Origin of the sequence: Streptomyces sp. CB00455 (assembly GCF_001905445.1) — a bacterium.
Taxonomy (GTDB): domain Bacteria; phylum Actinomycetota; class Actinomycetes; order Streptomycetales; family Streptomycetaceae; genus Streptomyces.
The window spans coordinates 467,615-489,095 of the sequence record NZ_LIVQ01000001.1 but is presented as its reverse complement, the minus strand read 5'-3'; the positions used below and the strand labels follow the sequence as shown (position 1 = coordinate 489,095).

Here is a 21,481-nt window from a genome sequence, read left to right as displayed (position 1 = left end):
GGTGAGCCGGCCGGGGCGGCCGTCTGAAACGATCGGTATGCCGTGCAGGATCCCGTCACACGTGCGCGCCCGGACGGGTCAGTGCGGTGGCGGCCCCGCCGTACCGTCGTCCGCCCGACCCGAGGGAGCAACAGATGGAGAGCCCGAGCCGTACCGCGCTGGTGGAGGACCTGATGGGGCGCTTCCCGCACGTGCCCCGGGAGGCCGTGATCAAGGAAGACCTGCTGCGCGGCGGGATGGCGTTCGACGAGTCGGCGCTCAGCGGCACCGCGGACGGTGCCCGCGGTGACGTCAAGCCGAAGTCGTACTTCATCTTCTCCTTCGACCACCGCACGCTCCCCGAACTCGGCGCGGCCGCGCTCAACCGGCCGCCCGAGGAGATCGTGCTCACCGGCGGCCCCTACGGACTGCGCCGGACCGTCGTGTCCGTACGCGTCAATCCGCAGTCCCCCTACGTCGTGCGGGGCGGCGAGGACGGCGCGCTCGGCCTCTACCTGGACGGGGTGCGGATCGCGGACGTCGGCCTGCCCCCGATGCCGGAGTACTACCGCCACACGCTCTCGAACGGCAAGTCGGTCATGGAGGTCGCGCCGACCATCCAGTGGGGCTACCTCGTCTACCTGACGGTCTTCCGGGTGTGCCAGTACTTCGGCGCCAAGGAAGAGTGCCAGTTCTGCGACATCAACCACAACTGGCGCCAGCACAAGGCGGCGGGCCGCCCGTACACCGGGGTGAAGCCGGTCGAGGAGGTCTTGGAGGCGCTGGAGATCATCGACCGCTACGACACCGCGGGGACCTCCCGGGCCTACACCCTGACCGGCGGATCGATCACCTCGCAGGTGGCCGGCCGCGACGAGGCCGATTTCTACGGCCACTACGCGAAGGCCATCGAGGAGCGCTTCCCGGGCCGCTGGATCGGCAAGGTCGTCGCCCAGGCCCTGCCGCGCGAGGACGTGCAGCGCTTCCACGACTACGGCATCCGTATCTACCACCCCAACTTCGAGGTGTGGGACCGCAGGCTGTTCCAGCTGCACTGCCCGGGCAAGGAGCGGTACGTCGGCCGTGACGAATGGCACCGCAGGATCCTGGACTCGGCCGAGGTCTTCGGGCCGCGCAACGTGATCCCCAACTTCGTGGCGGGCATCGAGATGGCCGAGCCCTTCGGCTTCACGAAGGTGAGCGAGGCGATCGAATCGACGGCCGAGGGCCTGCGGTTCTTCATGTCCAAGGGGGTGGTTCCGCGCTTCACCACCTGGTGCCCCGAGCCGACGACGCCCCTGGGCAAGGCCAATCCGCTGGGCGCGCCGCTGGAATACCACATCCGCCTGCTGGAAACCTACCGGGCGACCCTGGAGGAGTACGGCCTGAGCTCCCCGCCCGGGTACGGCCCCGCCGGTCCGGGCCGTGCGGTGTTCTCCGTCAGCTCCTTCATGGACAGCCTGGAAGGCATGGAGGGTCCGGCGTCCTGACGGTCGCGCGACGGGAGCCGGCGGTCGCGGGCAGCCGGGGGTGTCCCAGGTCACAGCCGGGTGCCGGAACACGGGGGATTGATTGACCGTTCATCTATATGTGGCTGCGGAGGGGACAGTGTCCCCGGGCCTCACCCCTGGCCCACAGGGAAGATCGTTCGGCTGAAGCCCTGTGGAGCCCCCCGCCGAGAGGCGACCGCCCTCCGCCGCCACACCCCCTGCCGCCCCGGCCGGTCACCCCCCAGACCGGCCGGGGCTCTTGCGTGTCCGCACCCGTCCGAGCCCGTCCCCGCCGGCGGGGACGCGCCGCGGCCCTGCGGGTGGCCGCGGGTGACCGCTCACGCGTAGGTGACGGAGACCTGCCGGAAGCCGAGGGAGCGCAGCAGGCCCTCCAGCATGGCGGTGGTGTTCTTCTCCGCGCGCTGGGCGAGACCGCTGTCGCGCGCCGCGTCCGCGATGTGCTGGACGGCGACCTTCTGGACGGCCTGCTCGCCGGCCGGGTTGTCGGAGAAGAGGTCGCCCAGCCGGTCCAGCAGGCCGCGCTCCTTCGACACGGCGTAGGAGCGCGCGGGATCGAGGGCCGGGTCGCCGAGGGTCGCGTGCGGCAGCCGCAGCACGGCCTCGGTGCGGTCCGCGTTGACGGTGACGTTCTCGTCGGCGAGCCGTGCGAAGTCGACGTAGGCGCCGACCGTACCCGCGCCGACGTACAGCGTGCGGGTGCCGCGGATGGCGTCGGGCAGCAGTTTGGCGTCCTTCTCCAGGTCCACCACCACCTGGAAGTTGCCGACGGCACCCTCGTAACGGTTCATGTTCTGAATCGACTTGAGGACGGCCGGGCCGGTGCGGTCGTGTGTCTCGTCGCCGAACAGGCCCCCGAAGCCGGGGAGCAGGCTGAAGCGGCCGGCGATGACGAGGAGCGCGGCCAGGGCCACGAGGACGGCGGCGGCCGACACCAGCCCGCGGGAGACGGGTCTTCCCGACTTCCCTGCCGCCGAAGGGGATTGAGCGGAAGTCTCCATACCGTCCGGATGCCCCGTCGGTGCCCGGCTATCCCGCCCGGCGCCCGTCCGCGTTCAGCGAGCCGGCGGCCCGGCGGGGGAAGGGGCGGCGCCGGGTGCGGCGCCCAGGGGCGGCTCGGGGTCTTCCGGGCCGTTCGCCGAGAGCTCCGGTTCCAGGCCCTCGGTGACCGTTGTCCGGCGACGTCCGACGTCGGTCCGCCACGCCTCGAAGACGAGCGTCGTCGCGGTGACCACGGCCAGACCGAGCAGCCATCCCCCGACCACGTCGCTCACCCAGTGCACCCCGAGGGCGACGCGCGTGTAGCCGACGCCCACCACCGAGACCACCGAGAGGGCCCAGGGGAGCGGCCGCCACGCGCGGGGCACCAGGGGCAGCAGCACCAGGAGGAGGATGGCGCACGAGGTGGTGGCCGTCATGGCGTGCCCGGAGGGGAAGGAGAAGCCGGGAGCGTGGGCGACCGGGTCCGGCAGGTGGGGGCGGGCCCGCTCGACGGCGTTCTTGGCCAGCAGACCGGTGAGTGCGCTCACCCCGGCGGTGACGGCAGCCCAGGCCGCCAGGCGCCAGGCGCGGCGCGTCAGGAGCCACCCGACAAGGGCGGCCACCAGCAACCGCATGGTGACCGGATCCCACACGATGCCGGTGAGGACGTCCAGGACGCGGACCCACCCCGGATGTTCGAGGGCCGTGCGGTGCAGGCGCTCGGCGGTCGTCCGGTCGAGCCGGTACAGCGGCGCCCACCGGCTTTCGACGAGCACCAGCGCGACCGCGAAGGGGACGGTCACGGCGGCGGTGGCGGCGGCGGTCAGCGCGAGCCTCGTGCCGAAGGCCGTGTCCGGTCCGAAGCTCCACGGCAGCGCGGCCCGCACGCGCCGCCGGAGCCGGCCCCCCGTCCCCGTGGGGGCGCCCGGGCCTCCTGCCGTGCCTGCTGTCGGGCCTTCGGTTACATCCCGGTTCCGGGCCCGGTCCCGGGGGGTGCGCTCTGCCATGGTGCCTCCGCGTCCTTTCGTGTGCGGTCCTTCGTCGTCCCGAGGGCCGGGGCGGAGCCCGGATCAGACCCCGGGGTCGTGTGCGATCGGCGATTTCACGCCCGCCCGTACCGCCTCCAGCTGGGCGGCGAACGCCAGGCCGAGGAAGAGGGCCAGCGAGGTGAGGTAGGACCACAGCAGCAGCGACATGACGGCGCTGAGCGGACCGTACACGCTGGTGAAGGAGCTGCTGGCCCCGACGTACAGGCTCAAGCCCCAGGTCGTGACGATCCACAGTACGAGGTAGACGACCGCGCCGAAGGCGAGCCAGGTGTAACCGGGCTGGTCGCGGCGCGGCGAGAGCCTGAATATCGCACTGGTGGCCAGCACGGCCAGCAGGACGCCGACCGGCCAGCGCAGGATGTCCCACGCCCGGGTGGTGACCGGGCCCAGGTGGTAGACCTCGGCGACCGCGTGGGTCAGGTCGGCTCCGAGGACGGTGACGATGAAGCTCAGCCCCAGGGGGAAGCCCGCGAGCGCGGCCATCGCCAGTCCCCGGGAGTACTTGTGCAGGAAGGGGCGGTCTCGCTCGTTGCCGTAGATGCGGTTGGCCCCGCGCTCCACCTGGCACAGGCTTGTGGTGACGTTGACCAGGGAGAACAGCAGGCCCAGCCAGAGTGCGGCCGCGCCGCCGTCGCCGGCGTTGCGGCGGCTCTGGCGCAGCGCTTCGTCCACCATCTCCTGGCTCGGGCCGCTGGTGATGCGGCCGATGGTGAGCTCGGCGACGCGGCCGACGTCCTCGGTGTGCAGGACGCTGGACAGGCCTATCGCGGCGATCGCCAGGGGGACGATGGACAGGACCGTCTGCAGGGCCAGTGCGCGGGAATGGCTGAATCCGTCCGCGTAGCGGAAGCGGATGAAGGCGTCGCGGGCCAGGCTCCAGCCCCCGTAGCGGCGCAGGGCGGCCCATGCCTCGTCGCCGGACAGTTCCTCCCCCTGTACGTCGCGTCTCTGCGGTACCCGAGTGGCGGTGCCCATCGTCTCCCTGTTCCTGACCGTGTGCCCTCCGCCCTGCGGGGAGGGGAGTTCAGCGCTGTGTGGTGGTGAGGACCGTCGGCCGGCCCGTACCGCCGCCGGTGTTCGTGCCCGGACCCGTTTCGGCGCCCACGACGGCGCTCGTGCCCGCGTTCACGTCCGTGCCCGCGTTCACGTCCGTGTCCGCGTTCACGTCCGTGTCCGCGTTCACGTCCGTGTCCGTACGCGTGTCCGTGTGCGGGTCTGCGGCGCTCGTGTCCCGTACTCCCGGGGCGCCGTCGGGGCGCCGGGGGAGGCGCACCAGCAGGGCCCCGGGTTCCACCCGGACCATCAGCCGGCGGCCGTCGGCCACCGTATCGCCGTCGATCTCGCGCGGCTGCGGCAGGGCGAAGCGGATGTCGATCGAGGTGGCCGTGTGGTACTCCAGGGCGCCGCCCGCCTCCGACCTGCTCCCGTCCGGGCCCGCCACCCCCTCGGGCCGCCCGGTGCGGGCGCGCACTCCACGTGCCGTCAGATGACCGACGGCCGCGAACCATCCGGTGACACCGTGCGGATCGAAGAGCATGACCTCCAGCCGCCCGCTGTCCGGCCGTGCACGGGGCAGGAGGTCCAGGCCGCCCTGGAGCGATCCGACGTTGCCGATGACGACCATGCGGGCCCGGCGCCGGAGCCTGCGCCCCCCGTCCAGCCGTACCGACAGCCGCATCCGGGGATCAGCGAGGTGGCGCGCCGCCGCCCAGACGTAGGCGGCCCAGCCCAGTCGCGCCTTGAGCCGCTCCGAAGCGTCGCGGACCATGGCGGCGTCGAAGCCCGCCCCGGCCATGACGGTGAACCGCACCGGCTCCAGCCCGTCGCCCTGCACCGACGCCACATCGATCCGGAAGGTGTCGCCGGACAGGGCCTCCTCCAGGGCGGTCTCCGGGTCCAGGGGAAGACCGAGGTTCCGCGCGAGGAGGTTGCCGGTGCCGCAGGGGACGACGGCCAACGGGACGCCGGTGGCGGCCAGCACGTCGGCGCAGGCACGGACGGTGCCGTCGCCCCCGCAGGCCACGACCAGGTCCGCGCCGGCCGTGGCGTCCTCGTCGGCGAGAGCGCCGCTGGGCTGCTCGGCGGTGGTGGGCGTCCAGCGCTGGTCGGTGTAACCGTGACGGAGCAGGACGGCCCGCACCCGGGCGGCCAACTCCTCCCCGCAGCCGTACGGATGGCGGACGACGACGGCCCTGCGGCCGGCCCGCGCGCCGGAGGAGGGCGCGGGAACCGTCGCCGGGGTGAGACCGCCGGGCGCGCCCGCGGCCGCCGGGTACCGCTCGACCAGGAAGACGGAACCAATGATCAGCAGCGTGGCCGTGCCGTTGATCATGCCGCCCACCACGTCGGTGGGGTGGTGCATGCCCCGGTACAGCCGCGAGAGCGCCACCAGCGGGGGGACGAGCGCCAGCGCTCCCGACACGGCGTACCGCCAGGGGCCGCGCATGCGCGCCATCGCCAGCGCGGCCAGGCCCCCGTACAGGGCGACGGAAGCCCCGACGTGACCGGAGGGGAAGCTGGAGGTCGGCGGTGCGCCGTCCAGCCGGGACACGTCCGGGCGGGGCCGCTCGACGCACATCGTGACGAGGAGGAAGACGGCCGACTGGACGGCGACCGACACTCCCAGGAACGCCGCATCCGCCCACCGGGGCGCGCGCGGCAGGAGCAGCAGGGTGGCGATGCAGATCAGCGTCGTACTGATGACGGCCTCGGTGCTCGCCATCAGCGAGAGCCACTCGGTAGCGGTGTCGGCCCAGGAAACGCGGTGTGCGGCGAGGCCGCGGTTGATCCGGTCCTCCACCGGCAGCGGCCAGTGGGAGGCCGGCGCGCTGGTCACGAGCAGGCCCAGCAGCACCATCACGATGGTCTGGGCCGGCACGAGCAGCACGGGCCAGGAGCGTCTTGCGGCCACGCCGCGGTCCGTCGTCATGCAGCCCTTGTTGCCCGTCGCGGCCCGATGATGCGTGCCCGCCACACGGGTAGCCGTCGTACGAAACGACAAAGTCGAGCGGGGAGGTGTAGGGACGGCTTCACCCGGGGAGAAGTGGCCTTGGCGGCCGAGGATGGCCGCTGAAGCGGTCCGAGCCTGGGCCGCTTCGTGAATTGAGCAGAGGAATGCGCATGGCCAGCGGCACCGTGAAGTGGTTCAACTCCGAAAAGGGTTTCGGCTTCATCGCTCAGGATGGAGGCGGACCGGATGTCTTCGCCCACTACTCCAACATCTCCGGCAACGGCTACCGCGAGCTGACGGAGGGGGAGACGGTGTCGTTCGACGTCACGCAGGGTCAGAAGGGCCCGCAGGCGGAGAACATCGTCCGCGGCTGACCCCCGGATCCCTCGTCGGATCCCAGATCTGAACGGATGGCGCCCGCAGCTGCTGCGGGCGCCATCGGCATGTCGTCCGCCGGCCGGCCTGCGAATGCCCTGAGCCCCGGCCGCGCTCGGGCGGCCGGGGCTCAGGACGTGGTCCAGGCCGGGAGATCCAGCCGGGAGCTCAGGCAGACACGGGCCCGCCCTCACCGGTGGCCACGTCGTACTCGTTCAGCCCGTCGTCCTCGCTGAGGTAGTCCTGTTCGTCCCCGATGACGTGGACGGCGGCCTCCTCCGCGCTCGCCGCACCTCCGTCGATGCCCCGGTCCTGCGCGGTGAGTTCCTTGGTCGTGTCGCCGTGCGCGCCCTCATCGGGTGCCACCAGGCGCCCGGCCCGGTCGCCGCCCACTTCCGAGTCCAGGGGCTCGCCCTCACCGCCCGCCAGGTCCCCGATCCCGTCCCCCTCGGCCTCCGCGACGTCGGGGACCTCCTGGGCCAGCCGGTCCTCCAGGCTCTCGCCCGCCTGCTGCTCGGCCGCCGTCGTGCCGTGCTTGGTCACGCCCAGCGGCTTCTCGGGAGGCGAGTAGCCCTCGTCCAGCATGTCGTCGTACGTGCGCTCGTCGATGGCGTCCTGGAGGTCGAGCGGCGTTCCGTCCGCCTGTTCCCCGCTGTCACCGGTGGGCTGGTACGCATCGTCCGCCATCGCGGATCCGCTCATCATCGGGCGCTCCTTGCCTCGGGCTGGCTCTCGCAGCCTGTCCGTCTCTGATAGGCGGCTTTCCTCCTTCATGGCCGCTAAACGGGGTGCCGGCCGGCCGGATCGTACGCAGAGTGACAATGCGTGGGGACGTGGTCACCCATGGTGCCGGTCGGGTGACAGGAGGGACCGGCGCGGCCGTGTACGGGGGCGTGTCGGCGGCGACGGCGCCATCATGAGCCGAAACGTCCCTGCCGTCAGGAGTCATCCGTGCTCGAACGCAAACAGCTCAAGGGCCGCGCCCAGGTCACCTTCGTCCTGCCGGCCGATACGCCGGCCGGACCCGTCAGCGTGGTGGGCGACTTCAACGACTGGCAGCCCGGTACACACGTGCTTCAGGCCCGCGCCGACGGCATGCGCGCCGTCACGGTGGCGCTGCCCGGCAAGAGCGAGCACTCCTTCCGCTACCTGGCCGCCGGCGACTACTGGTTCGACGACGAGCAGGCCGACGATCACGACGGTACCAACAGCCGCGTGCGTACTTGAGGATCCCGGACGGCCCTCGCGGCGCCCACCGTCGCGAGGGCCGTCCGGGCGACCCCCGCCGCCCCGCACATCCCGCGCCGCCGCTACAGGCCCCGCCGGGCAGGCAGCCGACACCCCCGACGCCCCCGGCCGGCCCGTTCCGCCGGGGTGGGGGACTGCCACAGGGCTTCGCGACCGGGCTGCCGCCCCGCCGTTCCGGTTGCCCGTGGCCCCGAGTGGGAGACCATGAGCAGGTGCGGGACGCAACGGGTGCCGGAGGCGACACCGTCCACCGCCGCCGGCTGGAGGCGGCACTGGACGGGACGGTCCGTGCCACCGGCGCCTCCGTCGGCATGCTCTACCTGACCGGGCCGGGGGAGCGCGTCCTGCACCTCGTCCTGGTCGGTGGCGTGTCCCGCGAGTTCGCCGCGCCCTGGTCCCGGGTGGGGCCGGACGACCCCGTTCCGGTCGCCGTCGCGGTGCGCGAAGGACGGCTCGTGTGGCTGGGCAGCCAGGAGGAGATGGCCCGCCTCTATCCGAGGGTCGGCCTCGTCCTGCCGTACGACTTCACCCTCGCGGCCGCACCCGTGCCCGGGAGCGCCCTGCCGGGCAGCCCCGCCAAAGCCGCCCCGACGGGCACCGCAACCGCGGGCACCGGCACGACCGACACCGCCTCCCCTGCCCCCACGGACACCGGCGCGGCGGCGACGGCGGCGGCGGGCGGGCTGGTCCTCCTCTGGTCGGGCTCCCACCCCCCGTACCTCGACCAGCGGGAGAAGGACGCGATCGGAGCCGGCTGCCGGAGCCTGGCGCAGGTGCTGCGGCAGGCCGCCGACGAAGGGCACGCGGTCCAGCCCCTGCCCGCCCCCGCCGTGCTGCGGCCCCCGCCGCCCCCGACGCCGGGCCCGGTCGAGGCCGCGGCGGTGCTGGCCTTCGTCCGCCGGCTCCCCGGCGCGAGCTGCGCCCTCGACCTCAACGGACGGATCACCTTCGCCACCCCCGAAGCCGCCGGGCTGCTCGGCGCGCCGCTCTCCCGGCTGATCGGGGCGCTGCCGTGGGAGGCCCTGCCCTGGATGGACACCCCCGCGGTCGAGGACCACTACCGGGGCGCGGTGATCAGCCGGCTGCCCCGGTCCTTCACCGCCCTGCGTCCCCCCGACCACCCGGTGCGCTTCGAGCTCTACCCGGACGATTCCGGCATCAGCGTCCGCATGGGCCCCGGCGACGACCTCACCGAGGCGGACGCCGACCGGGCGGCGGGGGGCAGCCCGCCGCCCGCCCCCGTGCCGAGCCGGGCCACCGCCCTCTACCAGCTGATGCACCTGGCCGCCGGCCTCACCGAGGCCGCCCACGCCCACGACGTGGTCGAGCAGGCCGCCGACCAGCTCGTCCCGGCCCTCGGAGCCCAGGCGATGGCCCTGTTCGTCGTCGAGGAAGGCCGCCTGCACATCGTCGGCCACCGCGGCTACCCGGACGAACTCGCGGCCCGCTTCGACGGCCGGCCCCTGACCGACGAGGGCGCCGGCACGGGCGTGCTGCGCACCGGGCGGCCGATGTTCTTCGCCGACCGGGAAGAGGTCCGGGCCGCCTATCCGGACGCCGACATCGAACAGGGCATGGCCGCCTGGGCCGTCCTGCCCCTGATCGCCTCCGGCCGCCCCGTCGGGACCCTCATCCTCGGCTACTCCCGCCCCCACCCCTTCGCCCCCGGCGAACGCGCCATCCTGACCTCGATCGCCGGACTGATCGCCCAGGCGCTCGACCGGGCCCGCCTCTACGACACCACCCACCAGCTCGCCCACAGCCTGCAGACCAGCCTCCTGCCCCACGTCCTGCCCGACGTCCCGGGCCTGGAGGTCGCCGCCCGCTACCTGCCCGCCGCACACGGCCTGGACGTCGGCGGCGACTTCTACGACCTCATCCGCATCGACGACACCACCGTCGCCGCCACCATCGGCGACGTCCAGGGCCACAACGTGAACGCCGCCGCCCTCATGGGGCAGGTCCGTACCGCCGTCCACGCCGTCGCCGGAGCCCCGCCCGGCGAGGTCCTCGCCCGCACCAACCGGCTCCTCACCGACCTGGACCCGGGGCTCTTCACCAGCTGCCTCTACGTCCACATCGACCTCGCCCGCCACAGCGCCTGCCTGGCCACGGCCGGGCACCCGCCACCGCTGCTGCGTCACCCGGACGGCCCCGTCGACGTACTGCGCCTGCGGCCCGGCCTCCTCCTCGGCATCGATCCGGGCGCCACCTACACGGCCACCGAGATCCCCTTCACTCCCGGCACCCTCCTGGCCCTGTACACCGACGGCCTCGTCGAGTCCCCGGGCCGCGACATCGACGACACCATCGACGCCACCGCCGCCCACCTGGCCGTGACCCACGACCGGCCGCTCGAACCCCTGGCGGACGAGCTCATCCGGCACGCCCGCCGCGCGTCCCCCCGCCACGACGACATCGCCCTGCTCCTCCTGCGCTCCCGCCAGGCCCTGCCCTGACCCGGCGCCGCATCACCGATGGTCCGGCGCGGGGCCCCGCCGGGGGCTTACGATCACGACGGACGGTCTCGTCCCGCGACCGCCGCCCGCCCTGCACCCGTGGAGGTCAACCGTGTTCCGGACGGCCCAAGGACACCGCACTCACCGCAGCAGCGACCGCACCGGCCACAGCCGCCGCATCCGTTCCGCGGCCTGCGTGGCCGCCGCGACGGGCATGTTCCTCGCCGCGGGCTGCTCCTCCGGGGACGACGGTCCCGGGGAGGCGGCCGGGGGCGTACCGGTCGCCGAGAAGGGCAAACTGACCACCTGCACCCACCTGCCCTACCCTCCCTTCCAGTTCGAGCAGAACGGCAAGGTCGTCGGTTTCGACGTCGCGCTGATCGACCTCGTGGCGAAGGAGCTCAAGGTCGAGCAGAAGGTCCTCGACACCCCGTTCGAGAACTTCAAGACCGGCGCCTTCCTGAACTCGGGCCAGTGCGACCTCGCCGCCGCCGGTATGACGATCACCGACGAGCGCAAGAAGAACGTCGACTTCTCCGTGCCGTACTTCGACGCCACCCAGGCACTGCTCGCCACCAAGAAGAGCGGCGTCACCTCCCTCGCCGACGTCAAGGCCAAGGGGAAGAAGCTGGGCGCGCAGGCCGAGACCACCGGCGAGAGCTACGCCAAGGCCCAGGGTTTCAACCCGGTCGCCTTCGAGAGTTCGGACGCGGTGCTGAACGGCCTGCGCACCGGGCAGGTCGACGCCGTCGTCATCGACTACCCGGTCGTGCAGGGCTGGCTCAAGGACAAGGCGAACGCCTCGGAGTTCGTCCTCGGACAGAACATCGAGACCGGCGAGAAGTACGGCTTCTCCGTGAAGAAGGGCAACACCGCCCTGCTCGCCGCGATCGACAAGGCGATCACCACGGCCAAGGCCGACGGCACCTACAAGAAGATTTACGAGCAGTGGATCGGCCCGCTGCCCCAGACCGCGCCGTGACCTCTCGGCTGACCCGGCGCCAGCGGCGTCGCGTCTGGCAGGGCGTGCAGTACGCGGTCTTCCTGGCCGTGCTGGTCGTGGTGGGAGTGCTGGCCGACTGGGAACGGCTGCAGAACCAGTTCGCGCAGAAGGACCTGGTCCTGCGGCTCTTCCCGGACATCATCACCATCGCCCTGCGCAACACGGTGGTGTACACGACGTCCGGCTTCGTCTTCGGACTGGTACTCGGCCTCGTCGTCGCGATGATGAGACTCTCGTCGGTGGCCCCCTACCGGTGGGTCGCCGGCGTGTACATCGAACTGTTCCGGGGACTGCCCGCCCTGCTCATCTTCATCTTCGTCGGTGTGGCCGTGCCCCTCGCCTTCCCCGGCACCGAGATCCCCGGCGGCACGTACGGTAAGGTCGCGCTCGGCCTCGGTCTGGTCGCGGCCGCCTACATGGCGGAGACGATCCGCGCCGGCATCCAGGCCGTGCCCAAGGGGCAGATGGAGGCCGCCCGCTCGCTGGGCTTCTCCCACGCCCGCGCCATGGTGTCGGTGATCATCCCGCAGGCGTTCCGCATCGTCATCCCCCCGCTCACCAACGAACTGGTGCTGCTCTTCAAGGACTCCTCGCTGGTGCTGTTCCTGGGGGTCACGCTGGAAGAGCGGGAACTGACGAAGTACGGCCGCGACCTCGCCAGCGAGACCGCCAACTCCACCCCGATCCTGGTCGCGGGCCTGTGCTACCTCCTGGTGACCGTGCCCCTGAGCTTCGTGGTGCGGCGCCTGGAAGCCCGCGCCGACAAGGCCACGTGAGGACGCGATGCGACAGAAGACGCGAGCGGGCGGTCCGGCGGCCGCCGGCCGCCCGGAGATCGAGATCCGCGATCTGCACAAGTCCTTCGGCGAGAACCACGTGCTGCGCGGCATCGACCTGGACGTCGCCCGTGGCGAGGTGGTCTGTGTCATCGGGCCGTCCGGCTCGGGCAAGTCGACGCTGTTGCGCTGCGTGAACCTGCTGGAGGAGCCGAACGGGGGCCAGGTCTTCGTCGGCGGCACGGAGGTCACCGACCCCGATGTCGACATCGACGCCGTACGCCGCCGCATCGGCATGGTCTTCCAGCAGTTCAACCTCTTCCCCCACATCAGCGTCACCGACAACCTCACGCTTCCGCAGCGGCGGGTGCTCGGGGCGGACAAGGCACGGGCAGCCGCCGTCGCCCGGGAGAACCTGGAGCGCGTCGGTCTCGCCGACAAGGCGGACGCCTTCCCGGCGCAGCTGTCCGGCGGCCAGCAGCAGCGGGTGGCGATCGCCCGGGCCCTGTCGATGGGGCCCGAGGTGATGCTGTTCGACGAGCCGACCTCCGCACTCGACCCGGAGCTCGTCGGCGAAGTGCTGTCGGTCATGCGGGTGCTGGCGGGCGAGGGCATGACGATGATGGTCGTCACGCACGAGATGAGCTTCGCCCGGGAGGTCGCGGACCGGGTGGTCTTCATGGACGGAGGAGTGATCGTCGAGCAGGGGCCCGCGGCGCAGGTGGTGGGCCGGCCCCGGCACGAGCGGACCAGGGACTTCCTCAACCGCATCCTGGACCCGGCGGCCGTCGAAACACCCGCGGCCGGGAGCGGGCCGGGGGAGGGGGAGGGGGAAGGGGAGGGGGAGAAGCGGGGGCCCGCGGCGGGGTCCTGACGGCCCGGCGTGCCCCGTCGTCGTGGCGGGCCCGCCCAGACCACGCGCCCGCCCGCCCGGCCGGCTCGCCCGCCCGAACGGTGCGTGTATGCGCCAACAGGATGCCCCTGTTTGGCTCGGAAGGGGCGGACGGCGCCGCCCATCGGCGGCAGACTGGGCAGGTCAGCCGCCCCGACGAGGAGGATTGCCCGTGCCCGTCCCGATCATCATCGACTGCGACCCCGGGCACGACGACGCTCTCGCGATCATGCTGGCGGCAGCCGACCCCGCCGTCGACCTGCTGGCCATCACCACCGTCGCGGGCAACCAGACGCTGGAGAAGACCACGCTCAACGCCCGCCGGGTGTGCACCATCGCCGGGATCACCGACGTGCCCATCGCCGCTGGCTGCGACCGCCCGCTGGTACAGCCGCTGGGCGTCGCCGCCGACGTGCACGGCGAATCCGGTCTGGACGGACCGAGGTTCCCCGAGCCCACGGTCGAGGTGGTCCCCGAACACGCCGTGGAACTCATCCACCGCATCCTCGGGGAACACCCGGAGCCGGTCACCCTGGTGCCCACCGCGCCGCTGACCAACATCGCCCTGTTGCTGACCCGCTACCCCGAGAGCGTCTCGCGCATCAAGGAGATCGTGCTGATGGGCGGCTCGACCGAGCGGGGCAACCGTACCCCCGCGGCCGAGTTCAACATCTGCAGCGACCCGGAGGCGGCGGACATCGTCTTCCGCAGCGGCGTACCCGTGACCATGTGCGGGCTCAACGTCACGCACCAGGCCCTGGCCACGCCCGAGGTCATCGCCCGCTTCGAAGGCCTCGGCACCGAGCTGGGCGGCGTCTGTGCCCAGCTGCTGGCGTTCTCCGCCTCGATGTACAGCCGCTTGTGGGACATGCCCGACCCGCCGCTGCACGACCCCGTCGCGGTGGCCCGGGTCATCGACCCGGCGATCGTGGGCTGCGCCGACGCCAACGTCACCGTGGAACTGCACGGGCGCCACACCCGGGGGGCCACGGTGGTGGACCTCCACCGCTACCTCGGCCGCCCGGTGAACGCGCGCGTCGCCGTGACCCTCAACGTGCCGGCCTTCTGGGACCGGATGGTCGGTGCCGTCGCCGCCCTCGGCGCCCGGCCCGCCTGAGCCGTCCGCGACCACCGCCCCGCCTTCGCGAGCATGCGCATGTTTCCCCATTCCTTCGCAGCACGGACCGGGCCCCGGGTCTTGTCGGGGACCGGCCCGTCTCCCACGGCGACGGGACACGGGAAACCCGGGGACCCCCCCGGGGGATTCGCGACCGGACGGACACCGCCGGGCGAGCGACGCACGAACGGTGCGTGGTGCGGGCCGCCGGCGCCCGGCGCACGGTGGAGGGCAGGACCTGGCCCGCATGCCGAGGAGGAGACATGACGACGCACCTCGTTCCGCCGGGGGAGACCCCGCCCGCCGAAGGCTCCACCGCCGAAGCCCATCAGGAGCGGCCGGACGGCGGTGTCTGGGAACACCCCCGCGCGCTGCTGGCGCTCGTCGTCCTCGGCTCGCTCCTCTTCGCGGCGTTCTTCGCCGCGCGGATAGCCGGCTTCTAAGGCACCCGCCGCGGCGCCTGCCGGCAGTGGCACCCGCGTCGCCGCCCACCGGCGGGTGGCACCCGCGCGACCGCGCAGCCGCCTACCGGCGGGTGGTGTTGCCCGTGATCGCGCCGTCCGTACCGGACACCGTAACCGCGTGCCGTACGCCGTCGGGGCCGATGACGATCGCCCGCCACGCTGACCCGCCGCCCTGCTGGGCGACCACGCGCAGCCCCTCGACCTTGCCGCCCGGCACCGCCGCGGCGGCCTTGTCGGCGGCTTCCCCGACGGGCAGGGAAGGGAGCGGCGCCGGAGCCGCCTTCGCCCCGCCGCCGCGACCCGCAGCGTCTTCGCCCGCCGGGCCGCCCCGCCCCTTCATACCGCCCCGCGGACCATCGGCCCGCCCGTCCAGCTTCCCGGGACCACCCCGGCCCGCCGCCGGACCCCGCTCACGGCCACCCTCGTGACCGGGGCCGGCGTGGGAGAAGCGGGCCGGGCCGTCCCCCCGCCCGTGGTGTCCGGCCACCGCGACGGCGGCCGCCGCTCCGCCCACGATCACCACGGCCGCACCCAGCGCCGCCAGGCGGGCACCCCGGCGGTGGGGCACCAGCCGGGCCAGCCGGTCCTTGCGCGTATGGACCGCCTCGTCCGGTGCGCCGGCGGGCCGCTCGGGCGGAGGGAATGACTCAGACATGACAGGCGCTCCTCGTGAGGACCGGGCACCGTGCCCGGATCGGATCGTTCCGCAGCATGCGGGGGCGAAGCTGAAGCCCACCTGAAGTCACCTGAAGACCTCTTCAGCCGGTCGCCGACCCCGTCTGAGACCCTGAGCGGCATGCGCGTACTGGTGGTGGAGGACGAACGGCGGCTGGCCGTGGCCCTGCAGAGGGGGCTCCAAGCGGAAGGCTTCTCGGTCGACGTGGCCCACGACGGGCCGCAGGGGCTGTGGATGGCCACCGAACACGACTACGACCTGATCGTCCTCGACATCATGCTGCCCGGCCTGAACGGTTACCGGGTCTGCGCACGGCTGCGAGCGGCCGGTAATGAAGCGGGCATCCTGATGCTCACGGCCAAGGACGGCGAGTACGACGAGGCGGAGGCCCTCGACACGGGCGCCGACGACTTCCTGTCCAAGCCGTTCTCCTACCTCGTACTCGTCGCCCGGCTGCGCGCGCTGGGCCGGCGCACCGGCCGGCGGCGCCCGCAGGCCGTCCGCTTCGGCGACCTCCTGATAGACCACGCGCGGCACGCCTGCTCCCGCGGCGGCACCGAGATCCGGCTCACGGCCCGTGAGTTCGCCGTCCTGGAGTACCTCGCCCGGCACGCCGGCGAGGTCGTACCCAAGCGCGAGATACTCCAGCAGGTCTGGGACAGCGCCTTCGACGGCGACCCGAACGTGGTCGAGGTGCACATCAGCGCGGTGCGCCGCAAGATCGACGCCCCGTTCGGCCGCAACGCCCTGGAGACCGTGCGCGGCGCCGGCTACCGATTGGCGGCCGACGGTGGGTGAAGCCCACCGCCCGGGCCGCCCGCCCCGCCTCGGGGGCGCAGCCGCCGGACACCAGCCGAGCCTCCAACGCCCGCGCCCGTGGGCGCCGCCGGGGGTGATGCGGCGCGTGCGCCGGATCTGGCCCACCACGGTCCGGGCCCGCGCCACCGTGGGCGCCACGGTCGTGGTCGCCGTGGCGCTGGCGCTCGCCTCCTTCGCCCTGCTGGGAATCCTCGAAGCGAACCTGCTGCGCAACGCCGAGGACGACGCGCAGGAACAAGCCGTGACGTTCGCCCGGCTCGCGGCCGACGGCAGCCTCGACCGCGTGCGGCCGCCCACCCGCGGCGTCGACTTCGTCCAGGTCGTCACCTCCGACGGACAGGTGGTCTTCGCCAGCCCCAACCTGGCCGGGGCGGGGGCGATCCGGCCCGCCGGGCCGCTGCGCCGCGGCCGGGCGTTCCACACCTGGAAGGTCCGCCCGCTCGGAGGCGAACACCGCCAACGGGTCGTGCAGGTCACCACGGACAGCCCCTACGGCCTGGTCGTCGTCTACGCGGGCACGTCCCTGCGCGACGTCGACGCCGCCGACGCCACCGCCACCGCCGCCCTCGGGGCGGGCGTGCCGCTGCTCCTCGCCACCGTCGCCCTCGTCACCTGGCGGGTCACGGGCCGGGCGCTGCGGCCGGTCGAAGCCATCCGGGCCGAGGTCGCCGAGATCACCGACCGCGACCTGCACCGCCGTGTCCCGGTACCGTCTACCCGCGACGAGGTGGCCCGGCTGGCCCAGACCATGAACGCCACCCTGGACCGGCTGGAGTCCTCGGGCGCCCGCCAGCGCCAGTTCATCGCGGACGCCTCCCACGAACTGCGCAGCCCCATCACCGTCGTGCGCACCCAGCTGGAGGTGGCCCTCGCCGTCCGGGACCCGGAACTGTGGCCCGAGCTGATCGGCGGGGCGCTCCAGGACATCGAGCGGCTGCAGCAGCTCGCCGCCGATCTCCTGCTCCTCGCCCGCATCGACGCGGCCCAGCCGGCGCCGGCCGTCCCCTTCGACCTGACCGCCGTGGTGCGCGAGGCCGTGAACTCCCGTGTGGGGGACCGGCTGCCCGTCCACACCGACCTGGCCCGCGGCGTACGGGTCACCGGCAGCGAGCTGTGGCTCGCGCGGGTGGTCACCAACCTGCTGGACAACGCCCAGCGCTTCGCCGACCGGCGGGTGGACCTCGTCCTGCGGACCGAGGGCGGTCCGGGGGCGCGCAACGCCGTGCTGGAGATCACCGATGACGGGCCGGGCGTACCGCCCGCCGACCGGGAGCGGATCTTCGAGCGGTTCACCCGCCTCGACGACGCCCGCAGCCGCGACCACGGCGGAGCCGGGCTGGGGCTGGCCATAGCCCGTGACCTGACCGCCCACCACGGCGGCACCCTCACCGCCGAGGGGGCGTCCCGCGGGGCGCGCATGGTGGTCCGGCTGCCGATGGACGCGGGGCCGGGGAGCGCCGGCTGAGGGTGCCGGTCGAGAGCGCCGGTTGTAAGTGTCCCTTGTCGGTGCCCCTTGTCGGTGCCCCGTGTCAGGGCCCCTTGGCAGTGCCGGTTGTCGGTGAAGGTTCGTACACTCGCCGGATGAAGGACATCACGTGTACGCGCTGCGGCGCCGAGGGTCTCGAACCGGGATTCGTCGAGGACGCGGGCGAGGGTGCCCGGGGGTACGCACGCTGGATAGCCGGCCCGCTGGAGCGGGGGTTCCTGGGGGGAGCCAAGCGCATGGGCCGCCCCCGCCGCCAGATCGACGCCTACCGCTGTCACCGGTGCGGTCACCTGGAGCTCTTCGCCACCGACTTCGTCTGAGCCCGTCGGCGGCCCGCCATTTGAGCCCTCCGCGTGCGCGGCGCCTCCTCCGGCCTCCCGCGTCCGGCGGCAGGTGTGCCGGGCGCGGGCCGGGGCATACGCGGACCACGCATCAGTGGTTCGGGCGCTGGAGGTGTCGGCCGTGTCAGGTACGAAGGTTCTCGAGTTCTTTCCCGCAGGTGGTCCCCACGGCAGTTGGCCGGCGGAGGAGTGCGCCGCCCAGCGCCGTGCGCAGGGCCAGCCCGCGACCGTGGTCATGGATCTGGACCGGGACGCCTTCCTCGTCGTGGCCCTGGACCACGAAGGACGTACGGAGGCGGCTTAGGCCGGCGGTTCGGTCCCCGCTCCGCCGGCCGTTCGCCCGAACCCGCTTCGGCGGCACCCCTCCGGGTGCCGCCGAAGCGGGTTCTCCGTGCCGGGCCCGATCAGCCCGTGAAGCCGGTGGTGATGGAGGTGAACTGCCAGTCGTTCTGGGCGATGCCCGAGCAGGTCTCCTGGAGCCCGCCGCCCGCGCAGCCGCGGTCGCGGTTGACGGACCAGAAGGCGAGCCGGGCGATGTGGTGGGAGTTGGCCCAGTTGCGGATGTCGGTCCAGTTCTGGACGGTGGTGGTCTCCTGGGTGTCGCTGACGCCGTTCATGCCGGAGATGCCGATGTGGGCGTAGGCGGTGGCGTCGTCCCAGCCGAAGGTGGACTTCAGCTTGGTCTTGAGGCCCTCGGTCGCGCTGACGGTGCTGGCGTACATGTCGGTCGACGCGTTGCCGAAGTCGAAGGGCATGTTCGTGAAGACGTCGATGCCCGCGTTGAGGGCCTTCGACTGTTCGATCAGGCGGTTGCCCCACGACGTGGGTCCGCTGGTGCTCGTGCCGAAGGTCAGGATGGTCCGCAGGCCGGGGTTGTTCTGCTTGACGATCTTCAGGGCGCCCAGGATGCGGTCCTGGACGACGGCGTTCTCGAACTCGTCGGTGTTCTCGATGTCGACGTCGATGGCCTTGAGGCCGTAGGCGTTGATGACCTGCTGGTAGGCCCCGGCCAGGGCTTCGGGAGTGGCGCAGTTGGGGCCGAGCTTGTTGCCCTGCCACCCCCCGATGGACGGGACGACGTCGCCGCCGGCCGCCCGGATCGAGCTGATGGTGCTCTGGTCCACTCCGCCGGTCAGCGGGCGCTGGCCGTCCCAGGCCGCGTTGCAGCCGCCGGAGGAGAGGATGAAGGCCATCGTGAACCACTTGGCGCCGGTGGCGTTCATGACCGTGGTGGCGCTCGGCGGGTTGCCCCAGCCGAGGTAGAGGTACGGCGCGGCCTGCCCCGAGCCCGTCGGTGTGGTCCCGGTGTCGGTCGTGACGGTGACGGCGTTGGAGGCGGGCGAGGTGTTGCCCGCCGCGTCGCGGGCGCGGACGGTGAAGGTGTAGGCCGTGGTGGGGCTGAGGCCGCCGACGGTCGCACCGGTGGTCGTGGAGGTGGCCACCTTGGTGGCGCCCTGGTAGACGTCGTAGCCGCTCACGCCGACGTTGTCGCTGGAGGCCGTCCAGCCGAGCGAGACGCTGGAGGAGGTCTTGCCGGTGGAGGCGAGAGCGCCCGGGGTGGTCGGTGCGACGGTGTCGGCGCCGCCGGCGGGACCTTCCAGAGTGACGTCGTCGGCGTAGTACGTCCCCTGGCCGTACCAGCCGCTCAGGTAGACCTGGGCGCTGGTCTGGGAGGCGCCCGTGGTGAAGGAGACCGTCAGCTTGGTGTAGGCGGTGGCGGAGGGGGTCCACGTGGACGCGCCTCCGGTGACGCCCAGGTACACGTAGCTGCCGCGCACCCACGCGGAGAGCGTGTAGGTGGTGTTGGGCTGGACGGCGACGGTCTGCGTGCACTTGGCGTTGTCGGCCGCGCCGGCCGCCCCGGCCAGTGCCTTGCCGCCGCCGTGCACGGGGGAACTCACGACGGAGCCCAGGCCCCTGCTACAGGACCAGCCGGCCGGAGTCCCGGCCTCGAAGTCGCCGTTCGTCAGGAGGTTGGCGCCGAAGGCGGCGCCCGGGGAGCTCAGCACGGCGGCCGCGCCGAGCACCGTGGCGCCGAGGCCGCAGGCCAGGCGCGTACGGGTACGGGCGTGGGTACGGGTACGGGTACGCAAGGAGTGCCTCCGTGGGGGGAAGGGAGCGGCGCCGGACGGGAGGTGGGGCCGTGGGGGCGTGGGGGACGGGCGCCGACGGGTCGGGGCCAGTTGTCTAGACCCTTCGTGACCGGGAACCTAATCCTGCGGCTCGCCTGTCGTCAACAGGTCTGGACCAACTTGCGACGATCGGCCACCGACCCGGGCACGTCTCGGGGAAGGTTGACCAACTGCGTGCGCAGGCGCCGCCGTTGTCCGCCCCGAGGGGACCCGCGCCGGGCGGGACGTCGACGACAGCCCCTAGGCTGGTCAGGTGACCAGTCCGGGATGGAGCCGCCGCCGCGCGATGGGCGCCGGTATCGGCACGCTCGCGGGGACCCTGGCCGGATGTGCGCCGCCATCGGGTCCCCCGCGCCGGTTGCGGCTCGCGACGGGTCCCGAAGGAGGTCCGTACAACGCCTTCGGGAAGGCCCTGGCCGGGGCCGTCGCCGTGAGCGGCCGCCGGACGCAGATCGCGCCTGTGGGCACGGCGGCCAGCGTGGACAACCTGCGCAAGCTCGGCGACGGCTCCGCCGAACTGGCGCTGGCCATGGCGGACGTCGCCGAGGACGCGGTGCTGGGCCGTGAAGCGTTCTCCCGGCCGGTCGCGGTGACGGCGCTGGCCCGCGTCTACGTGAACTACACCCACCTCCTCGTCCCCGCCGACGGCCCGGTGCGGTCGGTCGGCGACCTCGCCGGACGTCCGGTCGCGTCGGGCGCGGCAGGTTCGGGCGTGCAGGTGGCGGCGGGGCGGATCCTGCGCGCGGCCGGCCTGAGCGGCGGCCCCACGCCGGCGCGGGAGCTGGCACTGGGACTCGAAGAGTCGGCGCGGGCACTGCGCGAGGGTACGGTCGAGGCGCTGTTCTGGTCCGGCGGCGTGCCCACCCCCGCGCTCGCGTCCCTGGCACGCGAACTGCCGCTGCGGTTCCTCCCGCTCGACGGGTACGCCGGCGCACTGCGCGAACTGCACGGCCCGGTCTACTCGGCGGTGACGCTTCCCGCCGGGGTGTACGGACTCACGGGGCCCGTGGGCAGCATCGGAGTCGGCAACTACCTCCTGGCGCGGGCGGACCTGCCGGCCGGCGCCGCACGCGAGCTGCTCCAGGTGCTCTTCGACCGGCGGCTCGACCTGCTGCGCGAAGTGACGGCCGGCGCGCGACTGGAACCCCGGTTCGCCATCTCGACCGGCCGGGTGCCGCTCCACCCCGGGGCGGCCGCCTACTACCGGTCGGTGTACGGCTGACCGG

General features: G+C 73.1%; 21 protein-coding genes. 14 read left to right on the top strand and 7 right to left on the bottom strand.

Annotated elements, in window-relative coordinates; genetic code table 11:
- The first annotated feature begins 134 nt into the window (after positions 1–134).
- Positions 135–1,469, top strand: coding sequence for a radical SAM protein (locus AMK16_RS02315; RefSeq protein ID WP_073907838.1), 1,335 nt, complete (start codon positions 135–137; stop codon positions 1,467–1,469).
- 338 nt (positions 1,470–1,807) lie between these two features.
- Here the strand turns inward: AMK16_RS02315 and AMK16_RS02310 are convergent, their stop codons facing one another.
- The 4 genes from AMK16_RS02310 to AMK16_RS02295 form a co-directional block, all read right to left on the bottom strand.
- Positions 1,808–2,488: a DUF4230 domain-containing protein gene (locus tag AMK16_RS02310; RefSeq protein WP_073907835.1), complete on the bottom strand. Its 681-nt coding sequence runs from the start codon at positions 2,486–2,488 to the stop codon at positions 1,808–1,810.
- Positions 2,489–2,542: 54 nt separating this feature from the next.
- Entirely contained in the window at positions 2,543–3,475 is a 933-nt protein-coding gene (locus tag AMK16_RS02305) for a phosphatase PAP2 family protein (RefSeq protein WP_079191266.1), read from the bottom strand.
- Positions 3,476–3,538: 63 nt separating this feature from the next.
- Positions 3,539–4,492 (bottom strand): YihY/virulence factor BrkB family protein, encoded by a 954-nt coding sequence (locus tag AMK16_RS02300; RefSeq protein ID WP_073907832.1) that lies wholly within the window; start codon positions 4,490–4,492, stop codon positions 3,539–3,541.
- 49 nt (positions 4,493–4,541) lie between these two features.
- Complete coding sequence (locus AMK16_RS02295; RefSeq protein WP_079191265.1) at positions 4,542–6,446, bottom strand: diacylglycerol kinase family protein; 1,905 nt, start codon at positions 6,444–6,446, stop codon at positions 4,542–4,544.
- Between the two features lie 191 nt (positions 6,447–6,637).
- Between AMK16_RS02295 and AMK16_RS02290 the strand changes: the two genes are divergently transcribed.
- Positions 6,638–6,841, top strand: coding sequence for a cold-shock protein (locus AMK16_RS02290; protein WP_073907826.1), 204 nt, complete (start codon positions 6,638–6,640; stop codon positions 6,839–6,841).
- A gap of 169 nt (positions 6,842–7,010) precedes the next feature.
- On the opposite strand, the gene AMK16_RS02285 is transcribed toward AMK16_RS02290, so the two are convergent.
- Positions 7,011–7,544, bottom strand: a complete 534-nt coding sequence (locus tag AMK16_RS02285) for a DUF5709 domain-containing protein (protein ID WP_073910241.1) — start codon at positions 7,542–7,544, stop codon at positions 7,011–7,013.
- 249 nt (positions 7,545–7,793) lie between these two features.
- Here AMK16_RS02285 and AMK16_RS02280 point away from each other — a divergent pair, with 249 nt between their 5' ends.
- The 7 genes from AMK16_RS02280 (at position 7,794) to AMK16_RS02250 (ending at position 14,780) form a co-directional block, all read left to right on the top strand.
- Complete coding sequence (locus AMK16_RS02280; protein WP_073907823.1) at positions 7,794–8,069, top strand: isoamylase early set domain-containing protein; 276 nt, start codon at positions 7,794–7,796, stop codon at positions 8,067–8,069.
- Between the two features lie 332 nt (positions 8,070–8,401).
- A complete protein-coding gene (locus tag AMK16_RS02275; protein WP_079191370.1) occupies positions 8,402–10,549 on the top strand; it encodes a SpoIIE family protein phosphatase in 2,148 nt (715 codons plus the stop codon).
- 214 nt (positions 10,550–10,763) lie between these two features.
- A complete protein-coding gene (locus tag AMK16_RS02270) occupies positions 10,764–11,531 on the top strand; it encodes an ABC transporter substrate-binding protein (RefSeq protein WP_073910238.1) in 768 nt (255 codons plus the stop codon).
- Positions 11,528–12,328 carry an amino acid ABC transporter permease gene (locus AMK16_RS02265; protein ID WP_073907817.1) on the top strand — a complete coding sequence of 267 codons (801 nt, stop codon included), beginning with the start codon at positions 11,528–11,530 and terminating at the stop codon, positions 12,326–12,328. The genes AMK16_RS02270 and AMK16_RS02265 overlap by 4 nt, the downstream gene beginning before the upstream one ends.
- A gap of 7 nt (positions 12,329–12,335) precedes the next feature.
- Complete coding sequence (locus AMK16_RS02260; protein WP_073907814.1) at positions 12,336–13,202, top strand: amino acid ABC transporter ATP-binding protein; 867 nt, start codon at positions 12,336–12,338, stop codon at positions 13,200–13,202.
- A gap of 190 nt (positions 13,203–13,392) precedes the next feature.
- Positions 13,393–14,337: a nucleoside hydrolase gene (locus tag AMK16_RS02255; RefSeq protein ID WP_073907811.1), complete on the top strand. Its 945-nt coding sequence runs from the start codon at positions 13,393–13,395 to the stop codon at positions 14,335–14,337.
- A gap of 263 nt (positions 14,338–14,600) precedes the next feature.
- Positions 14,601–14,780 (top strand): DUF6480 family protein, encoded by a 180-nt coding sequence (locus tag AMK16_RS02250; RefSeq protein ID WP_073907808.1) that lies wholly within the window; start codon positions 14,601–14,603, stop codon positions 14,778–14,780.
- 82 nt (positions 14,781–14,862) lie between these two features.
- On the opposite strand, the gene AMK16_RS02245 is transcribed toward AMK16_RS02250, so the two are convergent.
- On the bottom strand, positions 14,863–15,456 hold the full coding sequence (locus AMK16_RS02245; RefSeq protein WP_073907805.1) for a hypothetical protein: 594 nt from the start codon (positions 15,454–15,456) through the stop codon (positions 14,863–14,865).
- Between the two features lie 141 nt (positions 15,457–15,597).
- Here AMK16_RS02245 and AMK16_RS02240 point away from each other — a divergent pair, with 141 nt between their 5' ends.
- The 4 genes from AMK16_RS02240 to AMK16_RS02225 all read left to right on the top strand — a co-directional run bounded on the left by AMK16_RS02240 (position 15,598) and on the right by AMK16_RS02225 (position 18,427).
- Entirely contained in the window at positions 15,598–16,275 is a 678-nt protein-coding gene (locus AMK16_RS02240) for a response regulator transcription factor (RefSeq protein WP_073907802.1), read from the top strand.
- Between the two features lie 106 nt (positions 16,276–16,381).
- Positions 16,382–17,761 (top strand): sensor histidine kinase, encoded by a 1,380-nt coding sequence (locus AMK16_RS02235; protein WP_443333525.1) that lies wholly within the window; start codon positions 16,382–16,384, stop codon positions 17,759–17,761.
- Between the two features lie 116 nt (positions 17,762–17,877).
- Positions 17,878–18,102, top strand: a complete 225-nt coding sequence (locus tag AMK16_RS02230) for a hypothetical protein (protein WP_073907797.1) — start codon at positions 17,878–17,880, stop codon at positions 18,100–18,102.
- A gap of 142 nt (positions 18,103–18,244) precedes the next feature.
- Positions 18,245–18,427, top strand: coding sequence for a hypothetical protein (locus AMK16_RS02225; RefSeq protein ID WP_242438525.1), 183 nt, complete (start codon positions 18,245–18,247; stop codon positions 18,425–18,427).
- 100 nt (positions 18,428–18,527) lie between these two features.
- On the opposite strand, the gene AMK16_RS02220 is transcribed toward AMK16_RS02225, so the two are convergent.
- A complete protein-coding gene (locus AMK16_RS02220; protein ID WP_073907794.1) occupies positions 18,528–20,216 on the bottom strand; it encodes a carbohydrate binding domain-containing protein in 1,689 nt (562 codons plus the stop codon).
- 292 nt (positions 20,217–20,508) lie between these two features.
- Here AMK16_RS02220 and AMK16_RS02215 point away from each other — a divergent pair, with 292 nt between their 5' ends.
- The gene (locus AMK16_RS02215; RefSeq protein ID WP_242438524.1) at positions 20,509–21,477 is read left to right on the top strand and encodes a TAXI family TRAP transporter solute-binding subunit; all 969 of its coding nucleotides are present in this window, start codon (positions 20,509–20,511) and stop codon (positions 21,475–21,477) included.
- Positions 21,478–21,481 lie beyond the last annotated feature (4 nt).

Coding starts and splice junctions, on each gene's coding strand:
- AMK16_RS02295 (WP_079191265.1), bottom strand. CDS start 6,446: ATGACGACGGACCGCGGCGTGGCCGCAAGACGCTCCTGGCCCGTGCTG.
- AMK16_RS02230 (WP_073907797.1), top strand. CDS start 17,878: ATGAAGGACATCACGTGTACGCGCTGCGGCGCCGAGGGTCTCGAACCG.
- AMK16_RS02275 (WP_079191370.1), top strand. CDS start 8,402: ATGCTCTACCTGACCGGGCCGGGGGAGCGCGTCCTGCACCTCGTCCTG.
- AMK16_RS02260 (WP_073907814.1), top strand. CDS start 12,336: ATGCGACAGAAGACGCGAGCGGGCGGTCCGGCGGCCGCCGGCCGCCCG.
- AMK16_RS02240 (WP_073907802.1), top strand. CDS start 15,598: ATGCGCGTACTGGTGGTGGAGGACGAACGGCGGCTGGCCGTGGCCCTG.
- AMK16_RS02285 (WP_073910241.1), bottom strand. CDS start 7,544: ATGAGCGGATCCGCGATGGCGGACGATGCGTACCAGCCCACCGGTGAC.
- AMK16_RS02250 (WP_073907808.1), top strand. CDS start 14,601: ATGACGACGCACCTCGTTCCGCCGGGGGAGACCCCGCCCGCCGAAGGC.
- AMK16_RS02315 (WP_073907838.1), top strand. CDS start 135: ATGGAGAGCCCGAGCCGTACCGCGCTGGTGGAGGACCTGATGGGGCGC.
- AMK16_RS02300 (WP_073907832.1), bottom strand. CDS start 4,492: ATGGGCACCGCCACTCGGGTACCGCAGAGACGCGACGTACAGGGGGAG.
- AMK16_RS02245 (WP_073907805.1), bottom strand. CDS start 15,456: ATGTCTGAGTCATTCCCTCCGCCCGAGCGGCCCGCCGGCGCACCGGAC.
- AMK16_RS02310 (WP_073907835.1), bottom strand. CDS start 2,488: ATGGAGACTTCCGCTCAATCCCCTTCGGCGGCAGGGAAGTCGGGAAGA.
- AMK16_RS02290 (WP_073907826.1), top strand. CDS start 6,638: ATGGCCAGCGGCACCGTGAAGTGGTTCAACTCCGAAAAGGGTTTCGGC.
- AMK16_RS02270 (WP_073910238.1), top strand. CDS start 10,764: ATGTTCCTCGCCGCGGGCTGCTCCTCCGGGGACGACGGTCCCGGGGAG.
- AMK16_RS02305 (WP_079191266.1), bottom strand. CDS start 3,475: ATGGCAGAGCGCACCCCCCGGGACCGGGCCCGGAACCGGGATGTAACC.